This is a genomic window from Acidicapsa borealis (assembly GCF_059115245.1).
The window spans coordinates 4,512,555-4,539,265 of sequence record NZ_JCACNY010000001.1 but is presented as its reverse complement, the minus strand read 5'-3'; the positions used below and the strand labels follow the sequence as shown (position 1 = coordinate 4,539,265).

Annotated in this window: 16 protein-coding genes; 7 read left to right on the top strand and 9 right to left on the bottom strand. The window is 55.8% G+C overall.

The window, feature by feature from the left end:
• Window positions 1–13: 13 nt before the first annotated feature.
• A complete protein-coding gene (locus AC5S27_RS18610; protein ID WP_493936058.1) occupies window positions 14–2,461 on the top strand; it encodes a phosphoketolase family protein in 2,448 nt (815 codons plus the stop codon).
• Between the two features lie 117 nt (window positions 2,462–2,578).
• On the top strand, window positions 2,579–3,373 hold the full coding sequence (gene tpiA, locus AC5S27_RS18605) for a triose-phosphate isomerase (RefSeq protein ID WP_493936057.1): 795 nt from the start codon (window positions 2,579–2,581) through the stop codon (window positions 3,371–3,373).
• Between the two features lie 210 nt (window positions 3,374–3,583).
• Here tpiA and AC5S27_RS18600 read toward each other — a convergent pair whose 3' ends face one another.
• From AC5S27_RS18600 to AC5S27_RS18580, 5 genes are all read right to left on the bottom strand, one after another.
• Window positions 3,584–3,706: a hypothetical protein gene (locus AC5S27_RS18600; RefSeq protein WP_493936056.1), complete on the bottom strand. Its 123-nt coding sequence runs from the start codon at window positions 3,704–3,706 to the stop codon at window positions 3,584–3,586.
• A gap of 28 nt (window positions 3,707–3,734) precedes the next feature.
• A complete protein-coding gene (locus AC5S27_RS18595) occupies window positions 3,735–3,977 on the bottom strand; it encodes a hypothetical protein (RefSeq protein WP_493936055.1) in 243 nt (80 codons plus the stop codon).
• A gap of 855 nt (window positions 3,978–4,832) precedes the next feature.
• On the bottom strand, window positions 4,833–7,499 hold the full coding sequence (locus AC5S27_RS18590; RefSeq protein WP_493936054.1) for a hypothetical protein: 2,667 nt from the start codon (window positions 7,497–7,499) through the stop codon (window positions 4,833–4,835).
• Window positions 7,500–7,764: 265 nt separating this feature from the next.
• Window positions 7,765–9,498 carry a hypothetical protein gene (locus AC5S27_RS18585; RefSeq protein ID WP_493936053.1) on the bottom strand — a complete coding sequence of 578 codons (1,734 nt, stop codon included), beginning with the start codon at window positions 9,496–9,498 and terminating at the stop codon, window positions 7,765–7,767.
• Window positions 9,495–9,854, bottom strand: coding sequence for a hypothetical protein (locus AC5S27_RS18580; RefSeq protein ID WP_493936052.1), 360 nt, complete (start codon window positions 9,852–9,854; stop codon window positions 9,495–9,497). Before AC5S27_RS18580 ends, AC5S27_RS18585 begins: the two co-directional genes overlap by 4 nt.
• A 636-nt stretch (window positions 9,855–10,490) precedes the next feature.
• Here AC5S27_RS18580 and AC5S27_RS18575 point away from each other — a divergent pair.
• Entirely contained in the window at window positions 10,491–11,999 is a 1,509-nt protein-coding gene (locus AC5S27_RS18575) for a clostripain-related cysteine peptidase (RefSeq protein WP_493936051.1), read from the top strand.
• 25 nt (window positions 12,000–12,024) lie between these two features.
• Here AC5S27_RS18575 and AC5S27_RS18570 read toward each other — a convergent pair whose 3' ends face one another.
• Window positions 12,025–15,786 carry a CHAT domain-containing protein gene (locus tag AC5S27_RS18570; protein ID WP_493936050.1) on the bottom strand — a complete coding sequence of 1,254 codons (3,762 nt, stop codon included), beginning with the start codon at window positions 15,784–15,786 and terminating at the stop codon, window positions 12,025–12,027.
• An 11-nt stretch (window positions 15,787–15,797) separates the two neighbouring features.
• Window positions 15,798–16,466 (bottom strand): RNA polymerase sigma factor, encoded by a 669-nt coding sequence (locus AC5S27_RS18565; RefSeq protein ID WP_493936049.1) that lies wholly within the window; start codon window positions 16,464–16,466, stop codon window positions 15,798–15,800.
• Window positions 16,467–16,797: 331 nt separating this feature from the next.
• On the opposite strand from AC5S27_RS18565, the gene AC5S27_RS18560 reads away from it, so the two are divergent.
• Window positions 16,798–18,183 carry a hypothetical protein gene (locus AC5S27_RS18560; protein WP_493936048.1) on the top strand — a complete coding sequence of 462 codons (1,386 nt, stop codon included), beginning with the start codon at window positions 16,798–16,800 and terminating at the stop codon, window positions 18,181–18,183.
• A gap of 46 nt (window positions 18,184–18,229) precedes the next feature.
• Window positions 18,230–19,855 carry a S53 family peptidase gene (locus tag AC5S27_RS18555; RefSeq protein WP_493936047.1) on the top strand — a complete coding sequence of 542 codons (1,626 nt, stop codon included), beginning with the start codon at window positions 18,230–18,232 and terminating at the stop codon, window positions 19,853–19,855.
• Between the two features lie 43 nt (window positions 19,856–19,898).
• Here AC5S27_RS18555 and AC5S27_RS18550 read toward each other — a convergent pair whose 3' ends face one another.
• Together AC5S27_RS18550 and AC5S27_RS18545 are read right to left on the bottom strand one after the other, a co-directional pair.
• A complete protein-coding gene (locus AC5S27_RS18550) occupies window positions 19,899–24,152 on the bottom strand; it encodes a hypothetical protein (protein WP_493936046.1) in 4,254 nt (1,417 codons plus the stop codon).
• Between the two features lie 822 nt (window positions 24,153–24,974).
• On the bottom strand, window positions 24,975–25,346 hold the full coding sequence (locus AC5S27_RS18545; RefSeq protein WP_493936045.1) for an HlyD family secretion protein: 372 nt from the start codon (window positions 25,344–25,346) through the stop codon (window positions 24,975–24,977).
• A gap of 599 nt (window positions 25,347–25,945) precedes the next feature.
• Between AC5S27_RS18545 and tnpA the strand changes: the two genes are divergently transcribed.
• Together tnpA and tnpB are read left to right on the top strand one after the other, a co-directional pair.
• A complete protein-coding gene (gene tnpA, locus AC5S27_RS18540) occupies window positions 25,946–26,275 on the top strand; it encodes an IS66 family insertion sequence element accessory protein TnpA (protein WP_493936044.1) in 330 nt (109 codons plus the stop codon).
• On the top strand, window positions 26,272–26,676 hold the full coding sequence (gene tnpB / locus AC5S27_RS18535) for an IS66 family insertion sequence element accessory protein TnpB (protein WP_493936043.1): 405 nt from the start codon (window positions 26,272–26,274) through the stop codon (window positions 26,674–26,676). Before tnpA ends, tnpB begins: the two co-directional genes overlap by 4 nt.
• Window positions 26,677–26,711 lie beyond the last annotated feature (35 nt).

Here is a 26,711-nt window from a genome sequence, read left to right as displayed (position 1 = left end):
GGAGAATGCAACTATGTCATCCGAACTGCTCATTCCGGAGATACTCCACGAAACGCCCGCATTGTTGAGCAAAGAAGAGTCCATCAAGACAACGGACACGCTCAATCCTGAACTGCTTCGCAAGATGAATGCTTACTGGCGCGCGGCAAATTATGTGTCAGTTGGCCAAATCTACCTTTACGAAAATCCGCTGCTGAGAGAACCGCTGACCCTCGTGCATGTGAAGCCGCTAGTGGTGTCGCACTGGGGTACGACTCCTGGACAGAACTTCATCTATGTTCATCTGAATCGGGCCATCAAGAAGTACGACCTAAACATGTTTTATGTCGCCGGCCCTGGCCACGGTGGTCCGGCGATTGTGGGGAATGTCTATCTTGAAGGGACTTGGAGCGAAGTGTATCCAAATGTGACCCAGGATGAGGCCGGCCTCAAGTTGCTGTTTAAGCAGTTTTCCTTCCCCGGCGGCATATCGAGCCACGTCGCGCCAACGACACCTGGTTCGATTCATGAGGGCGGCGAACTGGGTTATTCCCTAAGCCACGCCTTTGGAGCAGCTTTCGACAACCCCGATTTAATCGTCGCTTGCGTCATCGGCGACGGAGAGGCGGAGACCGGATCGCTCGCCACGGCGTGGCAGTCGAACAAGTTTCTCAATCCCGTCACGGATGGAGCTGTATTGCCGATCCTGCACTTGAACGGCTATAAGATCAGCAATCCAACCGTACTTTCCCGGATCGAACATGAGGAACTGGAACAGTTCTTCCGCGGCTGCGGCTGGACTCCCTACTTCGTCGAAGGCGACGACCCAGAGACTATGCATCAACTCATGGCCGCCACGATCGACCAGGCTGTTGAGGACATCCAACGCTTCCAGAAAAATGCGCGGAGTAATAACGACACCACTCGGCCCCGATGGCCGATGATCGTCCTCAAATCGCCCAAGGGATGGACAGGTCCAAAGTTTGTCGATGGACTACAAATCGAGGGAACATTTCGCGCACATCAGGTTCCGCTGCTGGTGGATGGAGATCATCCCGACCACGTCAAATTACTTGAGAACTGGATGAAGAGCTACAAGGCCGAGGAGTTATTTGATGAGAACGGTCGGCTCAATGCGGAACTTGCCGAGTTGGCACCGAAAGGTGATCGGCGCATGAGCGCGAATCCGCATGCCAATGGCGGACTTCTGCTCCATGATTTGCGTATGCCAGACTTCCACCAGCACGCTGTCACGGTGACTTCGCCAGGAGCGATTCAGATCGAAGACACCCTGGTGTTGGGGAATTTCCTGCGCGACGTGGCGAAACTCAATGAGGACAAGCGAAATTTTCGTCTCTTTGGACCCGACGAGACCATTTCGAATCTATTGCAAGCGGTCTTCGAAGTCACCAACCGCCAGTGGGATGGGCGTGAGTTCAGCAACGACGAGTTCCTCGCGCCACAGGGTCAGGTGCTTGACTCGATGCTGAGTGAGAACCAGTGCGAAGGATGGTTGGAGGGGTATCTGCTGACGGGACGCCACGGTCTCTTCAACAGCTACGAAGCCTTCATTCGCATCGTCGATTCGATGTTCAGCCAGCATGCCAAATGGCTCAAGGTCTGCAGAGAGTTGCCGTGGCGTCGAGATATCTCCTCGCTGAATTATCTGCTCGCCTCACACGTTTGGCAGCAGGACCACAACGGCTTCACCCACCAGGATCCCGGCTTCCTCGACCATGTCATCAATAAGAAGGCCGATATCGTGCGGTGTTATCTTCCGGCTGACGCAAATTGCCTTCTCTCCGTCGTCGACCACTGCCTGCGCAGCCGCAACTACGTCAATGTCGTCGTCGCTGGAAAGCATGCTATGCCTCAATGGCTGACCATGGATGAGGCTGTCATTCACTGCACCGAGGGGATCGGCATCTGGCAATGGGCCAGCAACGACCAGCAGACCGAGCCGGACGTTGTGATGGCCTGCTGCGGCGACACACCCACCCTGGAGATTCTCGCCGCCGTTTCCATCCTGCGTGAGCATTTGCCCGATTTGAAGATCCGCGTCATCAACGTCGTCGATCTAATGAAGCTGCAACCCTGCACCGAACACCCCCACGGCCTCACCGATCTGGACTACGAGTCACTCTTCACCAAGGACAAGCACATCATCTTTGGTTTTCATGGCTATCCCTGGCTCATCCACCGGTTGACATATGCCCGACAGAACCGAAACCTCCATGTCCGCGGCTACAAGGAGGAAGGCACGATCACCACGCCTTTCGACATGCGCGTCCAGAACGACCTCGACCGCTTCCATCTGGTACAGGACGTGGTCGATCGCGTTCCTAATCTAGGTTCTAAGGGTGATTACCTGAAACAAAACATGCGAGACAAGCTGATCGAGCACAAGCACTACATCGACGCTCACGGCCAGGACATGCCGGAGATTCGCAACTGGAAGTGGAGCGGCACAAAGCGACCGTAATTGATATCGCCCAAACCGCTCCATCCAGCTCGGTCCATGCGTCCCTGTTCTACCGGGCGACTACTTTCCGAGTACGTGAAACGAACGCACAACTAAGGTCCACACTGAGGACACGCAATGATTGACGAAATCAAGAAGATAACCATCGTTGGTAACTGGAAGATGCACACCACCGCCACAGCTGCACGAGACTTGGCCGAGGGAATCGTCGATGGATTGATCGATGAAAAAGGCGTCTCCATCATTCTCTGCCCGCCTTTTCCGTATCTTGCCGTCGTGGGAGAGGTACTCAAGGAAACCCGCATCGCACTCGGTGCGCAAAACATGTATCCCCAAATGGACGGCGCCTTCACAGGCGAGGTCAGCCCAACGATGCTCCTCGATGTCGGCTGCAAATACGTGATTCTGGGTCACAGCGAAAGGCGCCACAAACTGGGTGAATCCAATGAGTTCATCAATGACAAAGTGAAGGTCGCCCTGGCTGCTGGACTCGACGTTATCCTTTGCGTCGGTGAGACACAGGAGCAGCGAAAGGCCAACCAGACTGAAGCGCTGCTCGACCGGCAACTCAGCTTGGGATTGGCCAATGTCGAGCCTGATACCTTGAGCCGTATCAGCATAGCCTATGAACCCGTATGGGCGATCGGCAATCCAAGTCATCACGCCACTCCACAGCAAGCCGAGGAGGCGCATGCCGTTCTCAGGGCACGATTCGGACGGATATTCGGCAAGGATGCCGCGAAACAAGTCTCGATCCAATACGGAGGTAGCGTGGTGCCGGGCGATGCCGCTGCACTGCTCAGCCGGCCGGGTATCGACGGTGCCCTTATCGGCGGTGCCAGCCTTGTCGTCAATGACTTCCTGGAAATCGTACGCTCTGCGATTGCTGAAACGGAAGCGCAACCTGCCTGAAAGTGGCTGTTCCTGCTGTGGGCCAAATTCGCTATTCGGCTGTCGGTTGTTTCGTGCAGGGGCGGGTCAGCTTTGTAGCTGGCCGGCCGGCAGGTTTCGTATTCTGCTTCACAACGGTCTAATTGACCGTTCCATCAAAGTGTTGAGAACTCGCCTAACGCAGGGTGCCAGCGTACTGGCGGGCCAGGGAGATGCCGACGGATGCCCGAATCAGACAATGTGTTCCGCGGGTAGGGCGATGCGCCGAAGCTCAACATTACCGTCCTTCTCGACGCCTACTTCCAGCAACTGGTTGGTAAGTTCGCCGTTCTTCGCAAGCTCGTCAAGAATCATCGCAAAAGCTGACGTTGGAGATTGAGATTCAGACTGAAGCGAACTGTTTCATCGCTTCGGCAACATCCGGCAATTCGATTTTGCCGTTGCCGGATTCCCGTTCGCGAACGATTTTCTGTGCAGCTTCCCAATCTCGTACGTCGAGCGCACGGCGGATCATTTTGCCGTCGAGAGTGCCTTCGACGGAGAGCGGACAGCCGCAAGTGCGGTAGCTCCGGCCCTTCTTGGAGTGTTTGCAGTTCTTCAGGTGGCGACGAAAAATAGTGAGCATGACTCACCGTAAAATGAGTCACACACGCAGTGCACAAGCTGCTTTCTCTCGGGCTTCAAATATATGATTCTAAAGGATATAAAGTGGTGGAGGCGGCGGGAGTCGAACCCGCGTTAGCGCCTTTATTTTCTGCAACCTGCACATTCTAAATAGGTAATAGAAAGGCCACAATTGCCTCAAATGCCGTTTCTTTGGCGCAATCCTGGCGCAGACTGTGCCAGATAGTTTTGTCGAAATCTCCAATGGGAGATTTCGATGTCGATAGCTGGGGGATAGGATTACAAGAATGTAAACCCATCTGTAGACCTCAATGAAGCATCCGCTGCACGGGCACCTAACAATCTGACAAATTGATCTACCAAACAGGGGTGTAGGCGACGTACAGTAGGCAGCAGCGTAATCTTTTTCTCTGTCGTTTCTGAGTATGGGCCGATGCTCGACACCGTCAAGTTGCCGCCTCAGCCTTTGGGGGGCGGGATTGGTATTACAAATGGACCTAAACTGTTGACGCAAAGCAATGCCGAATTTCCTTCTTTCCAACCAGAACATACGACTTGGCCTGAGGCCACCATTTCTTGAACCTATCACTGCCAAAGTCTTGATTGGAACTGGAGAGTTGCTTCTAAACCGGCAGAACTAACGGCGGATCTTCCCGGTCAGCCCACTTAATACAATGGAATTTCGAAGACTGCAATTTCTCTGATTTAAGAACGAATATGAATATGACCGTAACCTTGAATCTCAATGAATATCGTACGATTTATTGTCTAGCCTCCAAAGCTCGGTCCTTGCTCAGTCTCTGTTTGCAATTCACTTGGAGTGGAGATGTTCTCAGAGTCCATTGCAGCTGATGTGTCATGCCACGTTATTGCTGACGGTTTTTTCTTCGATTTTCAATAGCTTCCGCAATTCTCTGAATTCTTCCTCACTTACGATCCCTGTAAAGCGCTGAGCATATTGCTTAGCCAGTTCAGGCTTGCCATCCATATAAAAGCTCTCGGTTGCGAGGTAGAACGCCCGCTCATAGAGAATACCGTCAAGATTAATTGCAGCATCGGCAAGGGCACCCCCTTTGAGAGTGGCGTGCCGGGCGTAGCCCTGCGCTTCGCGAAACTTGGTGAGTAGGAGGAACGACTCCGAAAGATCACAGAAGAGTCCGCAGCGTGGAAGGAAGTCTTCACATATCTGCATCCATCTGATGGCCTCGTGGAGGCGTCGGATCGCTAGCTCCTCACGCGGGTTTCCAGGGTCGAGAGGTTTCTTCGCGAGCTTAGTGGGCCGATTGTGCTCATCATAGATTCGGTCTGAGCCTAGATCTTGGATAACCCTTCGTACCTCTACGTGTCCGATGGAGCGGAGCGTTTCTCCCAGCAAGTACTTGGCCATGCGCGAATCATGCACTGAGTTGGTCTTCTGCCAAAGGTTTTCCAGCTCTTTAACGAGCTTTTCTGCGTCGTCGACGAGCAGACGGGCTCGATTGGGAGGCAAGGTTCCCCAATCTTCGCTGGTGTACTGCGCAAAAGCACCGAGCCGCGCGACGCGGGCTGCCAACTCAATGGGCTTGACCAGCTTCACCTCGTTTGGGGTGCCGATAACCCTCAAACGCGCACGAGAACCAAGATCGGGGACTAGGTCACCGAGGAACTCTGTCAACATCAAAACGCTTTGCGAGTAGAAGCCCATCTGACGGTAAACCACTGCTTCGTTGAAAGCGGCTTGCTGCCAGAGGTGAGATCGTTTGTCTGCTCCGGGCCACTCTTGGAGCTGTCGAAAGCAGCTGACTGCGGCATCCAGGTCGTCCGGCCTCCCAGCCAATGCGTGAGCCAAACCTTCGGAGAGAAGGGCTCCTTGTCGTATTTCGTCCGTGATTCCGAAGGTTTCTGCTGCGGAGGCTTGGTAGGGTGCTACGTTCTTAGCTCGTGGAGATGTCGGTTGGGGGGGGGGCGGGCCTAGCTTCGCCTCTACCTTATGACTAGCAGTTTTCTGCTGGGAATGGCCTGATGACACGTCTTTGGTGGTGAGAGGCTTGTAGGAGGCCAACGCGCCACTACCTCCGACCGAGATTCCAGGTGCTTTGGGACCAGATCGATATGCAGGTGGGATGGACGACCTGAAGAACTCCAGATTACGAGCTGCGCTGCTAAGCGCCGAGATTCGGGTGACGGCCGCGCCTCCACCGCCTGGGCAGGCGCAAGCAAACTCGGCGAATAGTTGAGAACCTTGACGAAGCGCTGCGATCCCGTTCACTTCGTCATTGGTCATTTCGGGATATCGCATCCTGACCAGAAACTTAAAAGCTGCACGTTCGGCCGCAAGCTGTACACAATCGATCCCTGCCTGGATGTTGCTGGAGGTGGTAATCGAGACAGTTCGAACATCCGTTCCGCGAGCGGCAATATGCACTGAGATGGTCTGTCCCAGACTGTCCTCCGTTTCGCTGCCCGAAGGCGTGACGTTCCCATCCGTTCCTAATTGCGAATTGGATGTAATCGCGCCGGTCTCGACGGAGCCTGAAATCGTAGGTGAACCAGCCGTGATCCAACGCCCGATGGCCATTAAGAAACGCAGCAGAGCGCCGGCATCGATTCCGCCCGCTGCTTTCAACTGAAGGTCCTTAAGGGCATCGTCCAGTCGTACCTCGTGATAATCTAGCTCCGCGCGCAGATTCTTCATCGCCGGACAGAGCTTCATGTCGTACAGCACGCTCTCACCCGGAGACTGGCCCTCATCAGTCTGGATCATGAAGTCGGTGATCACAGCAGGCTCGAAGTTGGCTGGGGGTGTAGGTCGCAGCAAGAGCAGCTTCGGTTGCCACACATCCCGATCCAGTTCGTCTCCTAGACGAGCGATAGCGTCTAATAGCCCGTCTGTTGCCCTATCCCCATCAGTTGAGCCGTTCACCTGCGTCAATGGTTGCAGATGCCACACCGTCTTTCCGAGGAAGCGGATCCGTCGGGTCTTACGCCAAAGCCAGCGCATGAATCTCACGCCTACGATTGCTGCGAAAAGGAAAACGAGTGTCAAGATTATCTGACGAAGCCAGTCTGGCGTGCTTAGCCAGACTTCTAAGATAAGCGCGGCGACCTTTCGGACCCAATCCGGGAAGTGCTCCCAAGGCTCGTTGGGCCAGGGGGTCTTCGCTCGCTCAATGATTTGCGTGGCTCTACTCCGCTGTCGATCCGAGGCATTGGAGTGAACCCAGGCAGAAGCTGCTTTGACGGCGCCTGTGGCATCGCCGTCCAGCAATTCGTTGTCGGCAGTATTGAGCTTGTTGTCGACAGAGGTTGCGGCCCAGTTCTTCAGGCACTTTCTGGATGTCTGGTTTTCGGGATCGGTTTTTAGAGCAGACTCACATTCAGCCTTAGCTGCATCGAGTTCGCCTAACCCGAGGAGATAAGCCCCATATTTTGCCTGCTTCTCCGACTGAGCTCTTGCGTCAGCCGCTGTCTTTTCGGCTGGGCTGCGCGCCGATGGGTGTGAACCTGAAGTGGGCGCAGGTGCAGGCGATTGGCGTGGTTGCATAATATGTGGTGTGTCGGCTGTTTGGTGAGCAACTACTCCGACGAGGATGGCTGCCAAGAGCGGGAAAGAACGTAGAGAAGGCATTGTGCTTACACCCCGAAAGTTAGTCTGACCTATGTTACCGGTAACTGGCGCAAAGTAATTGATTCTGAAATCGCGTTCCTATCACACCGACATTATGATTGTGTGGCTCAACGCCACCAGGAAAAGGAGGGTTACCTGGTGGCGCGGATTACAGCTAAATCGGACAGGTTGAGCCTTCTGTTCATTTACCGAATAAATCGTAGCTAACCCCAAACTGCACACCAACAAAGGGGTGCACAATGAGGTCGCTGCGATTTGAATAACTCACCGCGATTGGAAACCTGACATTTGTGCCTGTGCCGAAGCCAAGGCGAATTTGCCCGACATTGATCGGTCCGCGTGTGGCATAGACCTGCGACGCTGCTGTTGGTAGTCCGTTGAAGGTGATGGTGGAAGGCGGACCGTTGAGGATCGATGGGCTGGTCTGGTCTTGGTAGTAATAGGCTCCCACAAGACTCAGGTCGCCCACCTTGGAGAGCATTTCTGTCAGTGCTGCGTTCTGAGTTTTGTAAGTTGATATGTGCCAAACTCGCGTGATCTCTGCTCCAACCTGAACATCGCGTAGCCGGCTGGCCGATGGGATGGTGATCGACGGATCGTCGCTGTTAATATCAGCACCGCCGCTGGCGCTGATCGTCCAGGAAGGCGTCGCTGAGGTCGATGCGGCAGACACATCTTTGGAATCGGTACCAGCCGACGCATCGCTACACGATGCTGATACGGCTTCATCTAGGCTGGCTTTCGGACTTACAGCTTTTAAAGCTTTCGCCGCCGCAGTCTTCACCTGCGTATTGCAGCTTGTGGAGGACTGCCAGGAAAAGTTAAACTTTGCACTGTGATAACTAGGCTTGCTCGTTGGAGTGGTGAAGTCATACTCCACACCGAGTAATGGCGTGGAGGATTTTGCTATCACGCTCTCGACAGCGATCGCTGTTTGGTAAGCGCTCACAGTATTCAGTGAGGCTTGAACACTAGTCCCCAAGTTGCAAGATGGGTCCTTCTCCATTTCAACGCTTAGCTCGCCATAGCTTTGGCGTATGAAGGCCTCAAGGTTGCTTTGATCTCCACTTCTGGCTGTCTGTTGGAAGATTTCGATCGCTTTCGGGCGGACCTTGTCTGGCCAATTCTTGTATGCATCACATTGAGCCAATCTGCCCATCAATTTGCCGAGTGAATCCGCAAGAGTTTTTGCAGCATTCCGGAGATCTTTGTTTACAGCGTCCTGGTCTTTCTTGGGATACAGGAATGCATATTTGGCCGTGATACCTCCGAAGCTCAACGTATTGGAAGCACTATTTAGTGTTATCGGCACTGCAGTTCCCGTGCTCATCGCCACTCCAGAAACGGTCGAGCTAGGAGTGGTTGTATTTGTCGTCACCGAAAAAGTTGCCGGAATGAAAACCTTCAACCATGTGGGCGACCAGCATCCTTGCGTCTTGATCGTCGATGTACAGAAGTCGAAGACACCATCATTACTTAATAGTTCCACTAGGTCACCAGGGGCAAATTGCAATGTGAGTGCGGAACCGTTACTAGTGGCAGACACTCCTCCCACATCCTGAATGATGGAAGTGCTTCCGGCCGGCTTCGAAACGGAACTTGTCGAGCCAGAGCTGCCAGACGGAGTGCTTTGCTGCTTTGAGCTGGCGAGGTTTTCAATCAATGCTTTCAGTACACTCGTACGAGAAATAGACGGCAGCGTGCTTGCAAAACACGTTAGATGTTTTGCGGGTTTGAGGAAAGAATCGGCGGCTTGCTCCGGCGTCTCACCGGACATGAGATCCCCAAACATCTGTTTGGCGAGAGGCGCGCAGTCGGCATAGGGTACCTCCGAAGTGTCCTGTGCTTGCGTTGAGTGTGCGCACACGCTCGCGAGAGTGCACAGGAGAAATGGGATGAAAGTAAGATTCTTCATGCCGTCACCTCCAGAGTGAAGACGACCGCCAGGGTCGCAGGATCGTCGAAGGCATCGATGTAGGTTCCAGCAGGTAGGGCTGTGCCATCCGACAAAGTTTCGTCATTCCCCGTTAGTAATCTCGGCGATGGAGGCGCGGGAATCATGTTTGCAACGGCGACGACTGCCCAGTCGCCAACCGTGTCGAGAGGAACGGTGAAACTCTGGCCATGAGCTGCGATGGTTGTGGTCAGGTCATTCGCAGTCGGCGGCTGCGCCGAGGCAGATACTGCGAGGATGCGTACGACTCCTGCCGTGTTCCCGGCCAGGACGCATTTCAATGGGTTGGGGCTTTGTTTTAGTGATAATTGTGCCATTTTGTGATTTCCTCCTTTTTGAAAGTGAGCCCTTCGGGAAGGCTCAAATGCCAGTTGAGATGGAACGTGCAGACCCGATTCATCCGGAGCAACACTCGCACACCGTAGTTATGCGCAAAAAGCGCCGCTAAAAGCGCGCTGCTACTAAACCGGTAGGCACCCGTCCTAGTGGGTAGACGCTACGCTCATGTGCGCAAAGATCAAGGCAAGTGTTTGTTGCGAACCTATTCATGTCGTTCCTTCGCGATCGTTTGTGGATAAGACGTGTGTGATCGTGCATTTTTCGCGCTCAATTACCCACACGAGAACTAGCAAGAATTCCCTTCGCGGGCGAGAATCTTGCTACGCGGGAAGGTGCGACCAATTCGAATAGAGCGAAGCCCAGGATTGATACGATGCGGGCCGGCTGTGCTCATTGCTGTTTAATAAAGATTGTGTCTTGACACTGGCCTGAGGCCCAGTGCTATCTTAAGGCTCCCCCGAGATTCATACCCTTTTGCAGCATCGATTCACCTCTTCTGAACCCTACCCATCTGTGTGTCTGCAAGGCGCATATCTGTACGGTGAAGAACTCAGAAGGGATTGCCGTCAGTATGTCGTCATCAACAGCAACAAGTTTAATTTTGTGAGGAAACTATGGCTTTTCCCTGGAAACTGCTGGTGTACATCGCCGCCGATGCCTCGCTCTATGACGACGCTCAGGTAAGTCTTCGCGAGATAACGGCTGCGAGTCTGTTTAGCGACGTGAAAACGATCGTTCAGGTGGACGGTCCGGACGACAACATCTCTTCTCGCTACGAGTGTGCGCAGGGAGTGAAGAAACTTATCTGGGAAGCTCCGGATGATTACACTCCGGATCGGAGTCAGCGTCTTGCCGATTTCTTAAAGGATGTCGCACCGCCGATGGATCAACATCGGCTCTTTCTCGTGTTGTGGGGGCATGGGGCTGGCCTCGATCATGTGTATTACTACGAGCATCCGACGCAGGCCGAGAAGGAGTTAGTTCAGTCTGCTGCAGCAGTGGCGCCGGCTCAGCCAGAAGATAATTCCGACTACGAGGCAGCCGATGTCCTGAACGTGGGCAATGCGGATCGTTACGTGAATGACACCTCGCTGGCAGGGGTACTGGACGAGTTTAGTAAGTCGATTGGAAAAAAGATTGACCTGCTCGGTTTTGACGCTTGCCTAATGGCGATGGTGGAGGTGTGGCATCAGATACGAAACTCTACGGCACTTGTGGTGGGGTCGGATGAAGAGCTTCCCAAGGGAAGCTGGCCTTATGCGACGATTCTTAGCGACCTGGCAAAATTTCCGGGGATGGATCACCACACGCTGGCCACAGTGGTGGTGAGCCGATTTATCGAAAAGTACTCGGAGACGCATCATCGGACGCGCGTTTCTCTGGCAGCCTTTGACCTATCTGCCACGAAGGCCCTCGCGGACGCGGTTAAATCGCTGGTGACAGTCCTCAAACCTTTAGTTGCAGACGGGCCGCTACGGCGGAAGATTCTACGCGCGCGCGATAGCTCGCGAACGCCGGATGAGTATACGTACATCGACCTCGGCAGCTTCTCTTATGAACTTGTCAATTCGTTTGACGACAACCCCGACGTTGCCCCCGCGGCTCAAAAAGTCTTAGATGTGCTGGTGAGCGATCCTTACGTGATTTATCACCGGGACTCTGGTGAGAGCGAAGCGCTGAACTCGTATGGCGTGGCAATCTATTTCCCTCAGGTGCTTTCGCCGACAAGCAAGCAGGCGAATGCTCACATAAGAAGTTTGGCGAAGAAGGTAGCTCAAGAGAAGCGGGCGCCGGGACAGAGGGTCAGTCTTCGCGTCCAGCATTTCCCGCAGCCGGGCGAGGTGCAAGCGAGGACCATGGATCCTCTGGGAGATGGCAAGAAATTTTACCCCGTCTCGAGGAAGTTTTATCCGAGCGGAAGTAAGTTCTATCCAAGCGGTGCCAAATTCTATCCGAGCGGGAGGAAGGTGGTGGAGGTGCGAGATCAAAATTTTTTGGTGGATGGAGATGATAATCCGATCGTTGGGTATGAGATTCTCTGGGATCACTACGCGGAGATGCAGTTCAGCCAGGTAACTGGGTGGTCCGCTCTAATCTCTGAGATCATCAAGCTGGGCTACTGACCCGTGCAATAGAGCGCTGGGCAGCTTACGCGCCGAAATGCGCGAAGGCTGCCCAGAAATAGGGGTGAGAGGTTGCAGGATTGAGGCGGATTGTTTCTTGAGCCGAACGTAGCGCCGAGGCTACGGACTGGCCTCTTTGGATGCCGGCGTACATGGCCTGCATCATCTCGGAGGTGGCGCGGGAGTCGACCTGCCACTTGCTGGCAACCACGTGGGGAACGCCGGCGCGGAGGAAGATGCGAACGAGATTCGCAGGGTCGGCGATGCCGTCTTCGGCGAGCGCTGTATCGCAGCCGGAGAGGACGACGAGGCGGAGCTTTCGAAGATCCTGATTGGCGAGTTGGGTCGCGTCGAGGAGCGCGGGTTTGTCGCGGGAACCGCCGGCGAGGAGGAGGCCAGTCTGAGGACCCTTCCAAGAAGCGTGACCGGCGAAGTGCAGCACGTGGGCGCCGGGCAGCAGTCTCTGGACTTCCGGAAGGGTGGCGTCAAGACCGGTGAGGATGTAGTGGTGATCGAAGCCGCCGGCGATTCTGCGAGCTTCGTTTTCGGCGTCGGGAAGGGGCGACAGTGATGCGTCGCCTTCGAAGCCCTGGAGGGGGTTGCCGACAGCGAGAACGGTGGTGTCGGTCTGGAGGTCGCCGAGGCGAAGGCGAGTGCTGTAGGCGATACCCGGCGAGTCGACAATGGTGAAGCTTTCATTGAGGTACTGGCCGTTCGGGGCCTTGAAGACCTGGAAAGGGATGGGGCCGAGCGATTCGTCGGACTCCACAATCAGGGTCTTAACGGCAATAAGGCGGGGCTGGAAGGGAGCTATCGTCCATTGGTAGAGCTGTCGCGCTTCGTGGTCGAGCAATGCCTGGTCTGAGCGGGGGTCGGAGCAGAGGCGGGCGAAGCGATCAACAGTGGAGCGGAAGGTCTCGGCGGGAATGTCGACCCATTCCAGGCGTACTCCCTGGTTGTCGAGGAGCCAGACGGCGAGCCCCCCGGGAAAGCAAATCCAGCTCAGAATGGCGCTACCGGGCGGGGGCTTGTATGCACTGGAGGCGAGAGATGCCGGCTGGATCGGGGGCTTCAAACCGCTGAAGGGAAAGGGGTGAGCGGTAGACCGGGTGGTGGGCCGGGCGATAGAGCAGGCAATGCTCGATTCGGCCAGGTCTTGCGCCTGCTTTGCTTTGGGGGTGCGCAAGGGGGCGGCGCGATACCACTCCTGGAACGCGAAGGACTTGGCGCTGTCGTTCTGAATGCGAGCGTAGATCTCCAACAGACCGCGATAGGGACTGCTGTTTTCGCGGTGCCAGAGGAGACGATCGGGATCGGAGGAGAGCGATCCGCTATTATCCTCGATGATCTCGACGGCCCGAAGCAATTCGGCTTCAGCAAGAGCGGGTTGATTTGTACGAAGATGGAGCTCTCCTACGGCGCGGTAGTAGGGAAGACTGGAGTATTGGCTGTGCAGGCCGCATAGGCCGCTAGCAGCATTGGCGAGGCGTTCGGCGGCAGCGGTGAATTTTTGTTCGCGGACCTCGAGAGATGCACGCTCGACTTCAAGCATGGCTACGGCGGTGGGAGAGGACTCAGGGGAATGCCGCTGGATTTCGCCCGCCTGCTGATATTGATCGTAGGCCAGCTGCTCGTCACCGGCCATCTCTGCGGCTTGGGCGAGATAGTGATGGGCTGCGAATGCTGCGGTCAAATCGGAAGCCTGGTCGTGGAGAATGACGGATTCCTTGCCCGCCGCTTCGGCAAGATACCAGAAGCCGCCGGTTTCGGCATCGAGGACCATGTCGGCGTAGAAATTAGCTCCGTAGATGGCGGGGCTAGCGCCTTTCCAGTAGAGGTCGAGGTCGGATCGGAAGAGGTTCCAGGAGTCACTAGAGGCGACCCAAGGAGCGGTGACGCCGTCGAGAAAGTAGAGGGTCTCCAAGTGTAGGGTGTCGTAATTGGCCTCATTTGCGATGGTGGCAGCACGACGTGCGGAGGAGGATGCTTGTCCCGGATCGCGGAGCGACCCGAGGCAAGTAGATTGCTCGAGCATCAGATTGGCTTCGATCCATCGATAGCCGCCATGGTGAGCTTGCTGGAGGGTCTCCTGTGATGCGGTGAGGCAATTATCGGCATGCTCGGTGCGGTTGAGGCCTACGATGTATTGAAATCTGGCCATGGATTCGCCTGCCTGATTGCCATCGCGCTCAAAGCTCTCGCGGGCGAGGATACTGTGTTGCTGAAGAGTATCGACTTCGCCGAGTGCGTTTGCTGTGGAGGCGGCGGCGAGCTCCTGAACGGCCCGTCTCCAGTGAGGGCCGGCGGAGTAGGTCATCATGTCCGAGAGCCAGTTGTCGCCGTGGTACTTGGAGAGGACCTTTCCAAGTGTTTCGAGGGCGAGTCTGGCGTCGAGTTCTTTCGGGCTATGAGCAGGCGAGGAGCGGGATGGATCAAATGCTTTCAACCACTGTTGCAGGGCCAGTTCGAGATAGGCTTCATCCAGGGAATCGTTCCAGGGTTGCACGGCTCCGCGCATGCGCGTCTCAAGTATGGGAAGAGCACGAGCCGGATCGCTCTCGGGACGAACCGCAGAGCGATCATGCTGCTGGAGCTGCCTAGCTACGGCGTCGCGGCGTGCGCGACCGTCAGCGAGCCAGACTTTGCTGGTCTCGACACTGAGAAACTTGTCCCAGTCGGCGAGAGATTCATGATAGAGGTACAGGCGCTCCTCGGCGACGGCGCGGTTATAGAGCGCCGTAGGGTCGTTCGGCGAGACTGAGAGGGCTTGGCCTAGCAGGTCGATGGTATGGGCGAAGTCGCGGCCGCTACCAAGAGCCTCGGCGCGCATAAAGTATGCGGTTGCCAGATCAGTGAGCAGATCGGGGGATTTGGGGTCGCTTTCACGGGCGCGGTTCAACGCTTCGAGGGCTGACTCGTACTTGCCGTCGAGCATGTCGGCTTGTGCGGAAAGCTGGAGCCAGTGGGGATCACTTCCTTGCTCCTTAAGTTTTCGGGCTATCTGCTCTTCGGCTTCCAGAAGGGCTATGGGTTTGTCGAGGTTCGATGCCGATTGACCTCGTGCGACGCGGATGGGGCCGTATTCAGCGCCGTGCAGGCGGAGATCGAAGATGCGGTGCTCGGAATAGGCTTCGGCTAAGAGAGCTGAGGGCGAGGGCGGCTTGAAGAGGTGCAGAGCGAGCCAGCCAGCGGCCAGGAGGATGACGGCGGCGGCAGAATAAAATGCCAGCGGTTGGCGGAAGAAAAGTTTGCGCAGCGGCTTTGGAGCCGCTTCTGTAACGGGTATTATTTTGTCCTGGGAAGCAAGGGAAGCCTGAAGTTTGGCCACCGTCTGTCTCTGCCACGGAACGCTGTGAATTGGGAGCGACTGGAGCAGTGCTTCTTCTTCTTCAGTGGCTTCTATGGCGAGGATTTCTGAGTACTGCTTCAGGATGGCGCCGCAATGGGCGCAGCGGCCTGCGTGTGCAAGCAGGCGCGTGTGTGTGGCCGTATCCTCGGAGAGCCCGCAAACGACGGAGGCCAGCTCGGCTCTTTCCGGGCAGTCCGGGGAGGGTTGAGCCGTGTGATGTTGTTGGTCAGACTGCATGCGGAGTCCTTCAAGGACGTCTTGCATATCACTATGCCTTCGCACCTTCTGTTTGCACTCCTGACATGTTTTCGCGTGAAGTGCGGCTTCGCCGCTGTCGTTGCCGGAAATTCCGTTGAGGCCAGTGGAGACGACAGAAGATTGCTCAAGGAGCATGTCGATCTCGGTGGGGTTGAGATGTCGATCCAATGGGCGTGCCAAGGTACTGCTCCTTATGAAAACGACTTTATGGGGCTGAATCCCTTTTCATCGCGGCTGGAAATCTGCGCCTGCCCGGCATCTGGGCTTTTGAGCCGATCGCGGACGAGATGGCTAAGACGCAGGATCGCACTTTCCACGCCTTTGACAGCCATATTGATCTGAGGCAGCTCCGAAATCTCGCGGGCACTGAGACCTTGCTGATAGTAGAGCCAGAAGAGGATGCGATCTCGTTCCTTCGTGGGGCCATCCGTGCAGGTATTGAGGCATTCTTCGAGCTCACCTAGCAGAACCGCGCGCTCGATCGCTTCCACGCCACCCTCGTGACTGCTTTCGGACTCTGCCTCGAGGGTCTCATGGGCCTGGAGGACTGCACCGGAGCCGTGTTTGGCCGCCTGCCTGGATTTGAAGTAGTCATGGGTAACGTTGGCCGCGATGGTCTTGATATAGGCTTCCACCGCTTCGGGATTGTTGAGCGCGAATTGATAGAGTAGGCGGCACTTGCCATCGCATAGCTTCAGATAAGTGTCCTGGATGAGATCGGCTGCGATCTCATGCGGGACATGGCCCCAGTTGCGGGCGGCGCGCATGACAGAGAGGCTGATGGGGCGTTGAAAACGGGCAACAAACTGCTGCCAGGCGTCGGCGCGATTGGACTCGACGCACGCCCTGATCAGTGCCAATAACTCTGCTGTAGCCTCAGAACTCAACTGGACCTCGGAACAGATGTCAGCATTCTATCGGAAAGTTTTGCGAATGGCTTTATCGATTCGAAATGCAGAGATCGCTGATTGCATTGCTAGGCGCGGGCTGCCGGGCTGACTCTGACTAATGGAGCGTGTGGAGTTCTGAAGGCAGCGGAGAACTGCCAGTTACGATGCTATTTCTTGGCGTCATGGCGCAGATACTTTCGAACGAGGTATTTGTTTCCGGATCTCGTGTTATAGAAGAGCTGGTTTTCTAAGGGCGCTCAGGCTGAGAGCCCGGGCCAGTGATTTCGAGGTGCGAGAGCATATGGGCCTGTTGATTCGTTGTGCTTATGACTTGCGCATGTTGGTTGTGGCCGCCGGCGTGGCATTGTGGCTGGCCGAGATGCCCGCGTTGATCGCCAACGCGCAGGTTGTTCCGCCGGTTACTCACCCTTCAAGAGTTCTGGCTGGGTCTTCGTCGGGATCGGCGACTGTGCCGGCTGTCGGGGGGCCTCCTAAGCCCGCTGTCCCTTTGGCGCCTTCTCTACAGTTGGTCTATCCGCCCTCGGATATCGTGGTGAACGGCAGACCAGATAGCGCGCAGACGACGCTGACTCTCCGATTATCCGATGCGAACACAACCATTTCAGGCGTGCAAATCGTCGGAGGATTATTGAAGGGCAGGGGTTCAGATATACTGCCGGCGCAGGCCTTTGAGATTTGTATCGTCTCGCCGGGATCCGGTTCGCCAAAGAGTTCGCAGGCGACGGCGATCATCCGGTGGAAAGATGGCGAGCGGCAGGCGGGAACGTATTCGGGAACCTTCCTGATTGGCACCAATGACGTATCCGCCGCAGTGCCGGTGACAATGAATGTCTCGTATAGGCCCCGGTGCGCATGGTGGATTGGAACGATCGCGATTGCGATTGGCGCGGGGATTTCCTGGTTTTGCGTGGTGTGGGTTGTCCGCATGCGGACGAAAGCGGAGAACGAGGTCTTGGTTGCAAGGCTGGCCGAGACCCTTCAGAATCTCAGAGCGATGGTGGAGAAAAACGTGCTGGTGACGGGCGTTGCTTGTCCGGAGACGCTCGATCACATTGATCGGCTTCTTCGAGAGGGGCTGCGGCGATTGCTGACCGATGCAGAGTTATCGGCACAGGCGGGCATTACGGTTCCAGCCAGTGGAGTTACGGTTTTGGATGAGATTGCAGGTTTGAGCGGAGTGATCCAGATAGGCTTCCAGGAGCTGATGACAGACTGGAACATAACCGCGCCGGCTAATTGGGCCCCGCTGCTGCCCTTGTTCGAAAAGATGGATGGTTTGGGAGGTAGAAGCGCGACCATGTCCGACCTTACGGCAGAGGTTCAGGCGATTCTGGCGGCGGTGCCGCAAGCGACCGCGAGCCCTGAAATGGCAATGACAGAAAACGTGTCGCCGCGGCAAAGGGTTTTACGGTTGCCCTCGGAGCGGGCCGTCGTGCATCGCGTGGCTGCTTCGACATACGTCCTGGATATTCTCTCGCTGTTGACCGTCGTTGTGGTCGGAATGTATAGCCTGATCTGGAGTAACCCTGGATTCGGGTCGGCTGGAGACTATATTCTTGCTTTCCTATGGGGCATTGGTTTGAAGCTCGGTTCCGATGTGGCTAAGCTCAACCCCTCCGATGTGCGTACTGCATTTGCCACGAAAATTCCCACGGCTGTTCCTTGATAGATAACCTGCGCGGCTCTGGCGATGGGCCGCCTGTGAGGCATTTATGAGTTCTTTTGTATTGCTTGCTGGCAGTGGCCGTGCGCCGCTTCCGGGTTCGCGTCCAGCCGGACAGCCTGATCCTTCTTTACCTGCGAGCGTGACAGTGCGTGTACGTTCGGCAGGAGATCTGGCGAAGCTTGAGCACGACGCTTATCTGGAAAGTTGCAAGCCTCTGGCGGAGCGCCAGTATTTGACACACGAGGAGCTTGGCGCAAAGTATGGGGCGCTCGCGGACGACCTCGACATGATCGAAGAGCTGGCGCAGAAAAATAACCTGCTTGTCTATGGTCGGCATGCTGCTTCCAGGACGATGATGCTTCGGGGAGCGCTGGGTGATATTCTCCGCACGTTCCCGGCGTATCTGCAGATGTACCACCATGAATCGGGAACATATCGAGGCCGCTCCGGCGAGATTGCCGTACCAGCGGCGCTCAGTCAGATTGTGACGGGCGTATTCGGGTTGGACACCCGACCGAAAGATCGTGCCCCATTCCATCAGAAGAACTTTGCGGCTATTGGGGACGGGCCGCAGGCTGGTGTGATGCCCTCCGCATATGCGCTGAGGTATAACTTTCCGACTACTCACAACGGAACTCCGCTGGACGGCACGGGGCAAACGATTGGGATTATCGAGTTGGGCGGCGGTTTTCGCACAAACGACCTGGATATCTACTTCCGAGAGGCTGGGGTTGCCACGCCGAGCGTCGTTTCTGTATTGGTTGGAGACGCAGTGAACAATCAGACGGTCTCAAGCAGCGATAGCGAAGTGATGCTGGATATCGAGGTAGCGGGGTCGATCGCTCCCAAGGCTCGAATTGCCGTGTATTTTGCGCATGGTAATGATAAAGGATTTATTGACGCGTTCAATGCCGCGATCTATGACACGGAGCGGAAACCCAGCGTGATTTCGGTAAGTTGGATGACGGCGGAAGATTACGTCGATGGCACTGCACTCGACGCCTACCATGAGCTATTTGCAGCGGCAGCGAGACTGGGTATCACGGTATGCGCCGCTACGGGAGACCGCGGGGTTGGGTGCAGTGCATCGGGCCTGAGGTCCAAGATGATCCATGTCGGACATCCCGCGTCGGATAGCTTGGTTCTGGCCTGTGGCGGGACTCAGATAGGCGCCGATGGGACAGACGTTACATGGAATGATGGGAAGCCTTACGACCCAGAGTTGAGTGGGGGGCCTGGAGTGGCATCAAATGGGGGGATCAGCGCCTACTTCGGGACTCCAGGTTATCAGCAGGGCCTAGTGATGCCGGCCTCTCTTGCGACGAATTGGCCCCGCCCGGGCGACATGAGCGGGCGGGGAATTCCTGACCTGGCGATGAGCGCGGTCAACTACAAGGTTCGATGGGATGGCACCGAGAAACCAGTGGGCGGGACGAGTGCGGTGGCTCCAATGATGTCGGGGCTGGTGGCTTTGCTGAATCAGGCAAAACAGAAGAATGTGGGACTATTGCAGCCATTTCTCTATGCCAATAGCGTTCAGCTATTCACAGACGTGACCGTGGGTGATAACGGGATCAAAGATTGTTTGATCGGCTATCAGGCCGGTGCTGGGTGGGATGCTTGCACGGGGCTTGGTGTGCCCGATGGGCAGAAGATTCTGGACGCTCTTTGAGCGGTTTGTGTTTTCAGACTAGTCGGCTTGGTCATTGCAGCTGCTATTTGAAGAGATCGAGGCCAGGCTCGAGGATGCGAAAGAGGCTGCCGCCGACTTCCGGGAATTGATAGGCGAGCCAAGTGAGTACAGGGACGCTTCCAAAAGTAATGATGCGCAAGTAGAAATCGAATCCCAGCTCATTGGCGTTGGTATCGGTGATACGGCTGAGAATGGGGTTACGGTGCATCTGTGCGAATACCCAGAGGACGCCTCCGCCAATGAGAATCAGGAGCGCGGTGAATGCTTCGTCTATCCATTGCCGAGGCTGGAATGGATAGGAGTTCCAGGCAATAATGGTGAGGACAAAGACGGCGCTGACGAAGATCAGCAGCCTACGCAAGTTGACCAGCACTGCCCTGATCAAGGAGACGTAGCGTATGGCGAGGAACTCTTCGGCGACGCGGATGTAAGCCGGTTCTTCGGCGACGGTGGAGGTGTGGAGCTGGAGGGGCGTACGTGGGTGTTTGGATTCAGTTTCTTCCGGAGCGACGGCGCTAGCTCTTATAGGGAGCTCGTTCAGCTCATTGCCTTCGACCACCCCGATGCGTTTTTCCTCCCAGTAGGGAATGAGGACACCGCTGAGGAGGATTTCGCAGGCCTTGGCGTAGCACTCTTCGATATTGTGCATGAGGTACAGGGCGCACTGAGGATCGTTGATATCCACGCGTCGGCCTTCGTAGGCAGGCAAGATCATTCTGACGGCTTGAGCGGTTGTGTCAGGCAGAGCTTCGGATGCAGAAGCCGGCGCGGAGACGGGCGCAAGGGCGGGGCCAGCGCCGATCGAGGGAATCTGACCAGAGTAGATGAGCAGTACCTGACGGATGATTTCATTGAGGCTGACGAAGGTTGCGAGCAGATCGCTGAAAGCGAAGCCAGGTCGCGGTTGGAAGTTCGTCTGAAGCTCGGTGTCGTGGATCATCTGGCGGAGGGACTCGGTGGAGCGGGCCATGTCCTGCCATTGTTCGACGAGGCCGCCTTGGCGCATCATGTTCATCCAGCCGACGCCTTTGAGACGGGTAAACGCGTAGCGCAGTGGAAGCTGTTCGAGCAACTCAAGGACACCGCGGCGAAGCGAGCTCCAGATGAGGATGATTCGTAGCCAGCCTGAGAGGCCGATCATCATGAGCGGGAAGGCGAGGAGACAAACCAGGAATTCAAAAGGCGTGGGCCACCCGCCGGTTTGCCAAAGGAAGCGGTCGACGCCGGAGAATTTGAGGCCAAAGATGAGCACCAGAAATATGGCACTGTAGAGACTGGCGAGTAGAAGGAATGGCGACCATTTGCGATTGGGCCAGAGACGCGCAAGGACCTGATGAGTGATGAGAAGAGAGGTGATATTGGATTGGAGACAGCTATCCGCGGGTCCTTGGCAGCTGGTGATCTGATTGTCGCTGACGTAGAGCCGCCAGGAGAACTGGCCGGTAAGTTCGCCGGGGAGAACCGGGCGGTTCAGTGTTGAGAATCTGAGCCGCAGACATTGGCAGATAGCCCAGACGTACCAGCTGAAGAGGATGAGGAGGACTGGCAAGAGCGGGGAGACACCGCTTCCGGGATAGAGGCAGCGATAACTGAAAAATGGTCCTACGAAACTGTGCTGTTGGTTGATGGTTTCTGCGCTGCAGGTGTAGATCCAGATGGCCGGAATGACTAGGAGAGCAAGCGCACTCACGGTATTGAAGAGGAGAGCAGCGTTCTTTACCAGCCAAAGACGCGGGAGCTCAACCCCTTTTGCTGCGCATTGCTTTTCCTTCGTCACGTTCTGGATACCGAGATAGGTATGGATCTTGCATACGGTAACGATGAGCGAGGCGAGGGCGGCTAAGACTGTGCACAGGCAGCAAGTGAGCGTTGGCCAGTTGGGATGAATGACTCGGAAGCTGGGGATAGCCGGGTAAGCGGTGACGAACGCCATGCAGAAGAGCATGACGGTTCCGATGAAGATGTACATTGCGCGGCGATGACGTTTGTCTCCTTCAGCGATGGCCAAGTCGCGTGTCCACGGCGACCAGTACCTGGGGAAGTAGATGGCACAGGCATGGGTGCAGGAGAGGAGGGTGATGAGAATGCAGAGGACCCACCAGCTGAGTGCGGGAGCACGGTATGGACGCTTGGAGTAGTGTTGATCGTCGAAATCAACGAGCCATCCCAGGCGGATTCCGAGGCCTTGCCTCGGCTCGGAGGCGGCCGATTGCCCGGTGCAAGGCAAGAACGATTGCGACATTTTAGATGAGGCGTCGATCCATGGAAGGATTCCGCTGGAATCGCTGGCGCAATTCGAAAGCAGACCCAGTGGGTAATAGCCGTCAGTACCGACCACGGTGGCCCAGAGCGGTGTATGCAGAGTCTGATCTTGAAGGAAGAGGCTGCGATAGTTCGCGAGGGCAATTGCACCGCTCTTCTGCGGATCCCAGAACGTGTAGCTGGCTGCGTTGTAGTAGGCCTCGGCTGGGGAGTCGGTGAATGCCCTGAAGACGCGAGAGTCGTTGTTTGAAGGTGTGGGGTTGAGAAGACTATACGCGCTCACCGTAAGTGTGCCGATGTAGGGCTGGTTTTCGGTTTCTCGATCGAAGAGCCAGTCTCCGCCGACTGTGACGAGGCGTGCCTCGGGAACAGCTCGATGCAGGAATTGAGCGAGGTAGATACGATCGAGAACGTTTGTTGCATTTATGAAGATGAACTGTGTGCGACGGCGGATCAGGTAGCGGCTAATAGACATCAGTTGCGCCTCCTGGGAGAGAGGCGTATGTTCCGGGGAGAACTGAGGAATGCTGTCGCTTGCGCCGGGATCGCGGAGATTGAGGTGCAGGAACGGAGTTGGCGCGGGCTTGTCTTTTTCCGATGTGCCGCCGGATTCAGAGGAACGGTCATGAGCATTGCGGAGCAGCGATATTTCGCGCGGGAAGCGGATGACGAAGGGTTTGAGGTTTGAATGTGCCTGCGGCAGAGGGCAATTCAAGGCTTGTTTAACTTGGCCTGAATCCTTCGGGGTGGGGGTACTCTGATCCCCGAAGACGGTCGAGTCCTCGTTAAGAATCGCGACGCGATCCAGCCGATATCCAGAGCAAGCCAGTGCCGCGAGCAGAGTGTCGGATTGAAAAGCGGCGTTGTCCCCAAAAGAGTGATAGGAGACGTAGGGTGGGGGAGGAGTGTTGGCCAAAGGGCTTGAGGGAGTGTGATAGGTCAGGATGTTGGCTGCCAGTTCAGTCTGAGTGCTGCCTGCGATATCGACTGACCTCCCGTGGAGTACGCTCTTCGAATTGTCGCGGTCTGCTTGGATACTCCTCCAGAGGGATTCGGCGGAGCCGGAGTTATTGGGACCGATGATCGACACGGTCTGACTCTTGAATGAAAATAATAATTTCGCTTGGAATTCATTTTCGAGATCTTTCTCATACTGCAGGGCATTCTGCAGCTGAGCTCCGTTGACTCCCAGAGTCGGAGTTTCTGCCACTAGAAACAGGTAGATCGTGGAGGGGATCGCGCTGTGGAGCTCGGTGTCAGCGTCAAGATCCGGTACGCGTTTGAATAGGATCAAGCCCGGTTGGCGGTTGACGGACGGCTCCTCCTTCGCTTCGTCCTGATCCTCAGATTCTTTGCGATGGAGGCCGGTTGCCGGAATTTTCCAAGGGAGCCAGTAGTAGCTGGGAACATACCTATTGTCGCCAGCGGCGTGGGTGAGAGCGTCGATCTCGCGATCGAAATCGAGAGCGAGATGGGTGTGTACGGGGTCGGAGACGATGGCGATTATCGCGTGGATGGGTGCCTCGGAAGCGCCAAGATGTCCGGCCTGGCCAGGTTTCTCAGGGTTCGTCGAGCCTGGCGGAGGAGGGTTCGTTGAGGTAGTATCGGCAGCGCCAGGTGTTGCATTCAAGAGGACGGCTGGAATTCCCCAGCGAGCCATGGCTTTCTGGGTTGTCGTTCTAGCTTCGGCAGAGGGGCACTTTGCGGTCTCTTGCTTTGCCTGGGCCTGCGTTGTCCAGTTGATATTGCCATCTATGGATTGCATGGAGAACGAAAGGTTGTCGGCGCTTTCATTCGTGCTGCTTTCCGGGGCTGGAAGGCCCCGCATCGGTTCCCAGTACTTGCACGAGGCCAGCCACGGGCCCTCTCCGGAGTCGCCAACGGAGTTTGCTGGGAGGATACTCTTCGCCATGGCGAGATCAGGGCTGGAACGTGGAGTGAAAGTTGCAAGCGGTCGGGAGAGCAGGCCTGCGGCGACAATGGCTCCGGCAGTAAACCCCTTAGTCCGGTTCATGTTGGCTTCCTTTCTGTCAATAATGCTGGAACGCAGCTTCCCCGATCGATTGAAATGGTGACCTTGATATCAATGAGGAAAGCTGGTAAACGGGAAACAATGGACCTGTCCTGCCAAAGGCACTTGCTTTCTATAACGAGAATTGGCGAGCGGACCCTTCAGCCAAACCAAAAACCTGAGGGATCTAGTAATTCAGGCCTAAATTTCACTGCGCCAACAAGCCAGGAATTAATTTCCAAGCGGACGTGAGAGATGATCAACTACGCGGTCTTCTCTTGACAGATCAGATCTTATGATTGGCTCAATTGTGGAGGCGGCGGAATTATACGGTAAACCTAAATAGACTAAATGCTCTATTTTCAACTATTTACTGGTGGAGGCGGCGGGAGTCGAACCCGACATCAATGTTGAAAACAATCAACTTGCTGATTCTGATAATGTCAGCATTGCAAGGAATGCCGCAATTTTCAAATCTTCCGTACAAATCGCGTACAAAGATTTCCCAGAACTCCAGAACTTCCAAGGCTCTCTCCTGCGCTCGCCAACACGCCGAAGTACTATTTTACAGTTATACATCGATCAGATGAAGATCGGGATCAGCCCCAATTACTTCCAACGAGAGAACACGCAGACACTGTCCACGGATGAGTGCGGCATAGGATTATCGAGTAAGCGAGATCTGATCGAGACTTGAACTCACAAATAACGATAATTTCTTACGGATGCGCTTCGCCGTACGGCACGGAAATGGTGGCATATCGCGGCGGTTGGCAAGGCAGGGTTTTCTCCTGGTGCAATCGTCTGTCGTCAATCCAGGTGAACTTAAGGCTCGACGGACTCGCCAGGTCGCAGTTTATCGAGGTCCCGTTGATTGGGGTTGAACCGTATCCGCACTGGGAGCCGCTGCACGATTTTGACGTAGTTGCCGGTTGCATTTTCGGGCGGAAATAGGCTCGATCTATCTCCGGTCGCGGCCGGCATATTTTCGATCTGGCCTTCAAAAGAGTCGCCGAGCGAATCCACGTCGATTGTCACACGTTGGCCGACGTGCATTTTTTTCAATTGTGTCTCCTTGAAGTTCGCGGTAGTCCAGACATTGTCGATCTGAACCACGACGATAAGCTGTTGCCCTTGCGAGATTCTGGCCCCTACTTCCCCACTGCGCTGATTCACGATCCCGTCGACCGGGGCCACGATGTGGCAGTAGCTCAGGTTGAGCAGGGCCGTATCGAGCTGGGCTTTCGCCGAATCAACGTTCGGTGCTGAGAACGAGAAAGCATCAGCAGGTGGGAAAGCATCTCAGCTTTCCTTTTGGATGACTCGGGCTCGTAGACTCGCATGGCCTTCTCCACAAGTCGCGACCTCTGCCAACGAGCACACGAGTCCCAACGCAGTCCAAGGACCAGACCACCGAGGCAGAGAGTTTTTCGATGTTGGGTTTGGATATGAGCTTCTTGGGATATTTCCGTCCAAGGGTAAAGATCCACGTGCCGTCTTACGACTCGTTCTAGCTGAGTGAGCCAAATGTCGTCGGAACGACTTTGTCTATCGAGAACAGCGCGCAGCTTCGCTTAGTCATCCAAACTGGGATCACAAGAGAAGAGATTTGATGAGAGCCGTTCTGTCCACGACCAGGTTTTCAGAAGCGGCTGGGGGTCAGATCATCAATGAATCACTGACCGGATCTATGAGGTTTCGGCGAAGTTCGGCGAAGAACGGGCGAGTTGCCTATTTCGTGAGCGGTATGTAAACCGCATCTTGCTTTGCATTCAGGATTGCATCATGGTTATGGCATGCGAGCTGGACAGGATGAAGCAGGAGCGAAGTGGCGGGAGTTGGTATCGGAGCAGAGCAGCAGTGGCAAGAGCGTGGCAGCGTTCTGTGGTGAACGCGGTCTGCGTGCTTGGCAGTTCTATGAGTGGAAGAAGCGATTGCGTGATTCTGATGCGCCGGCGTTTGTAGAGGTCGCAGTGTCGCCGGTCCCAGAGGCTGCGCCGCAACTGCCACAACCAGGGAGTGCGATTGAGGTCAGGCTGCGGGGTGGCCACAGCGTTGTTGTTGAGCGCGGCTTCGATGCGAACCATTTGCGTGCCTTGCTGTTGGTATTGGAGAGCGAGCCATGATCGGGCTGCCGAGTCTGCGGTCGCTTGATGGATCGCAGGCAACGCGGATCTGGCTGGCCGCTGAAGCGACCGATATGCGATGTGGGTTTGATCGGCTTGCGGAGCGTGTGAAGGCAGTCATCAGTCAGGATCCGCTCAGCGGTCATCTGTTCGTATTTCGCTCGCGTCGTGGCGAGAGGCTGAAGATTCTCATGTGGGATCGCGATGGCTACGTGCTCTGGTACAAGCGGCTCGAGGCCGGCCTGTTCAAACTGCCGCGCATGAAGGAAGGAGCCTGCTCGGTAGAGTTGCGTGCCAGCGAGTTGGCGATGATCCTCGATGGAATCGACATGACGAAGCTGAAGCGCGTGCCGCGCTATGAGCGAACCAGAGAAAACAACAGAGAGACGATCGCGTCCTGAGTTATCCGCAGAAAATTATGGCATAACTTAATCGT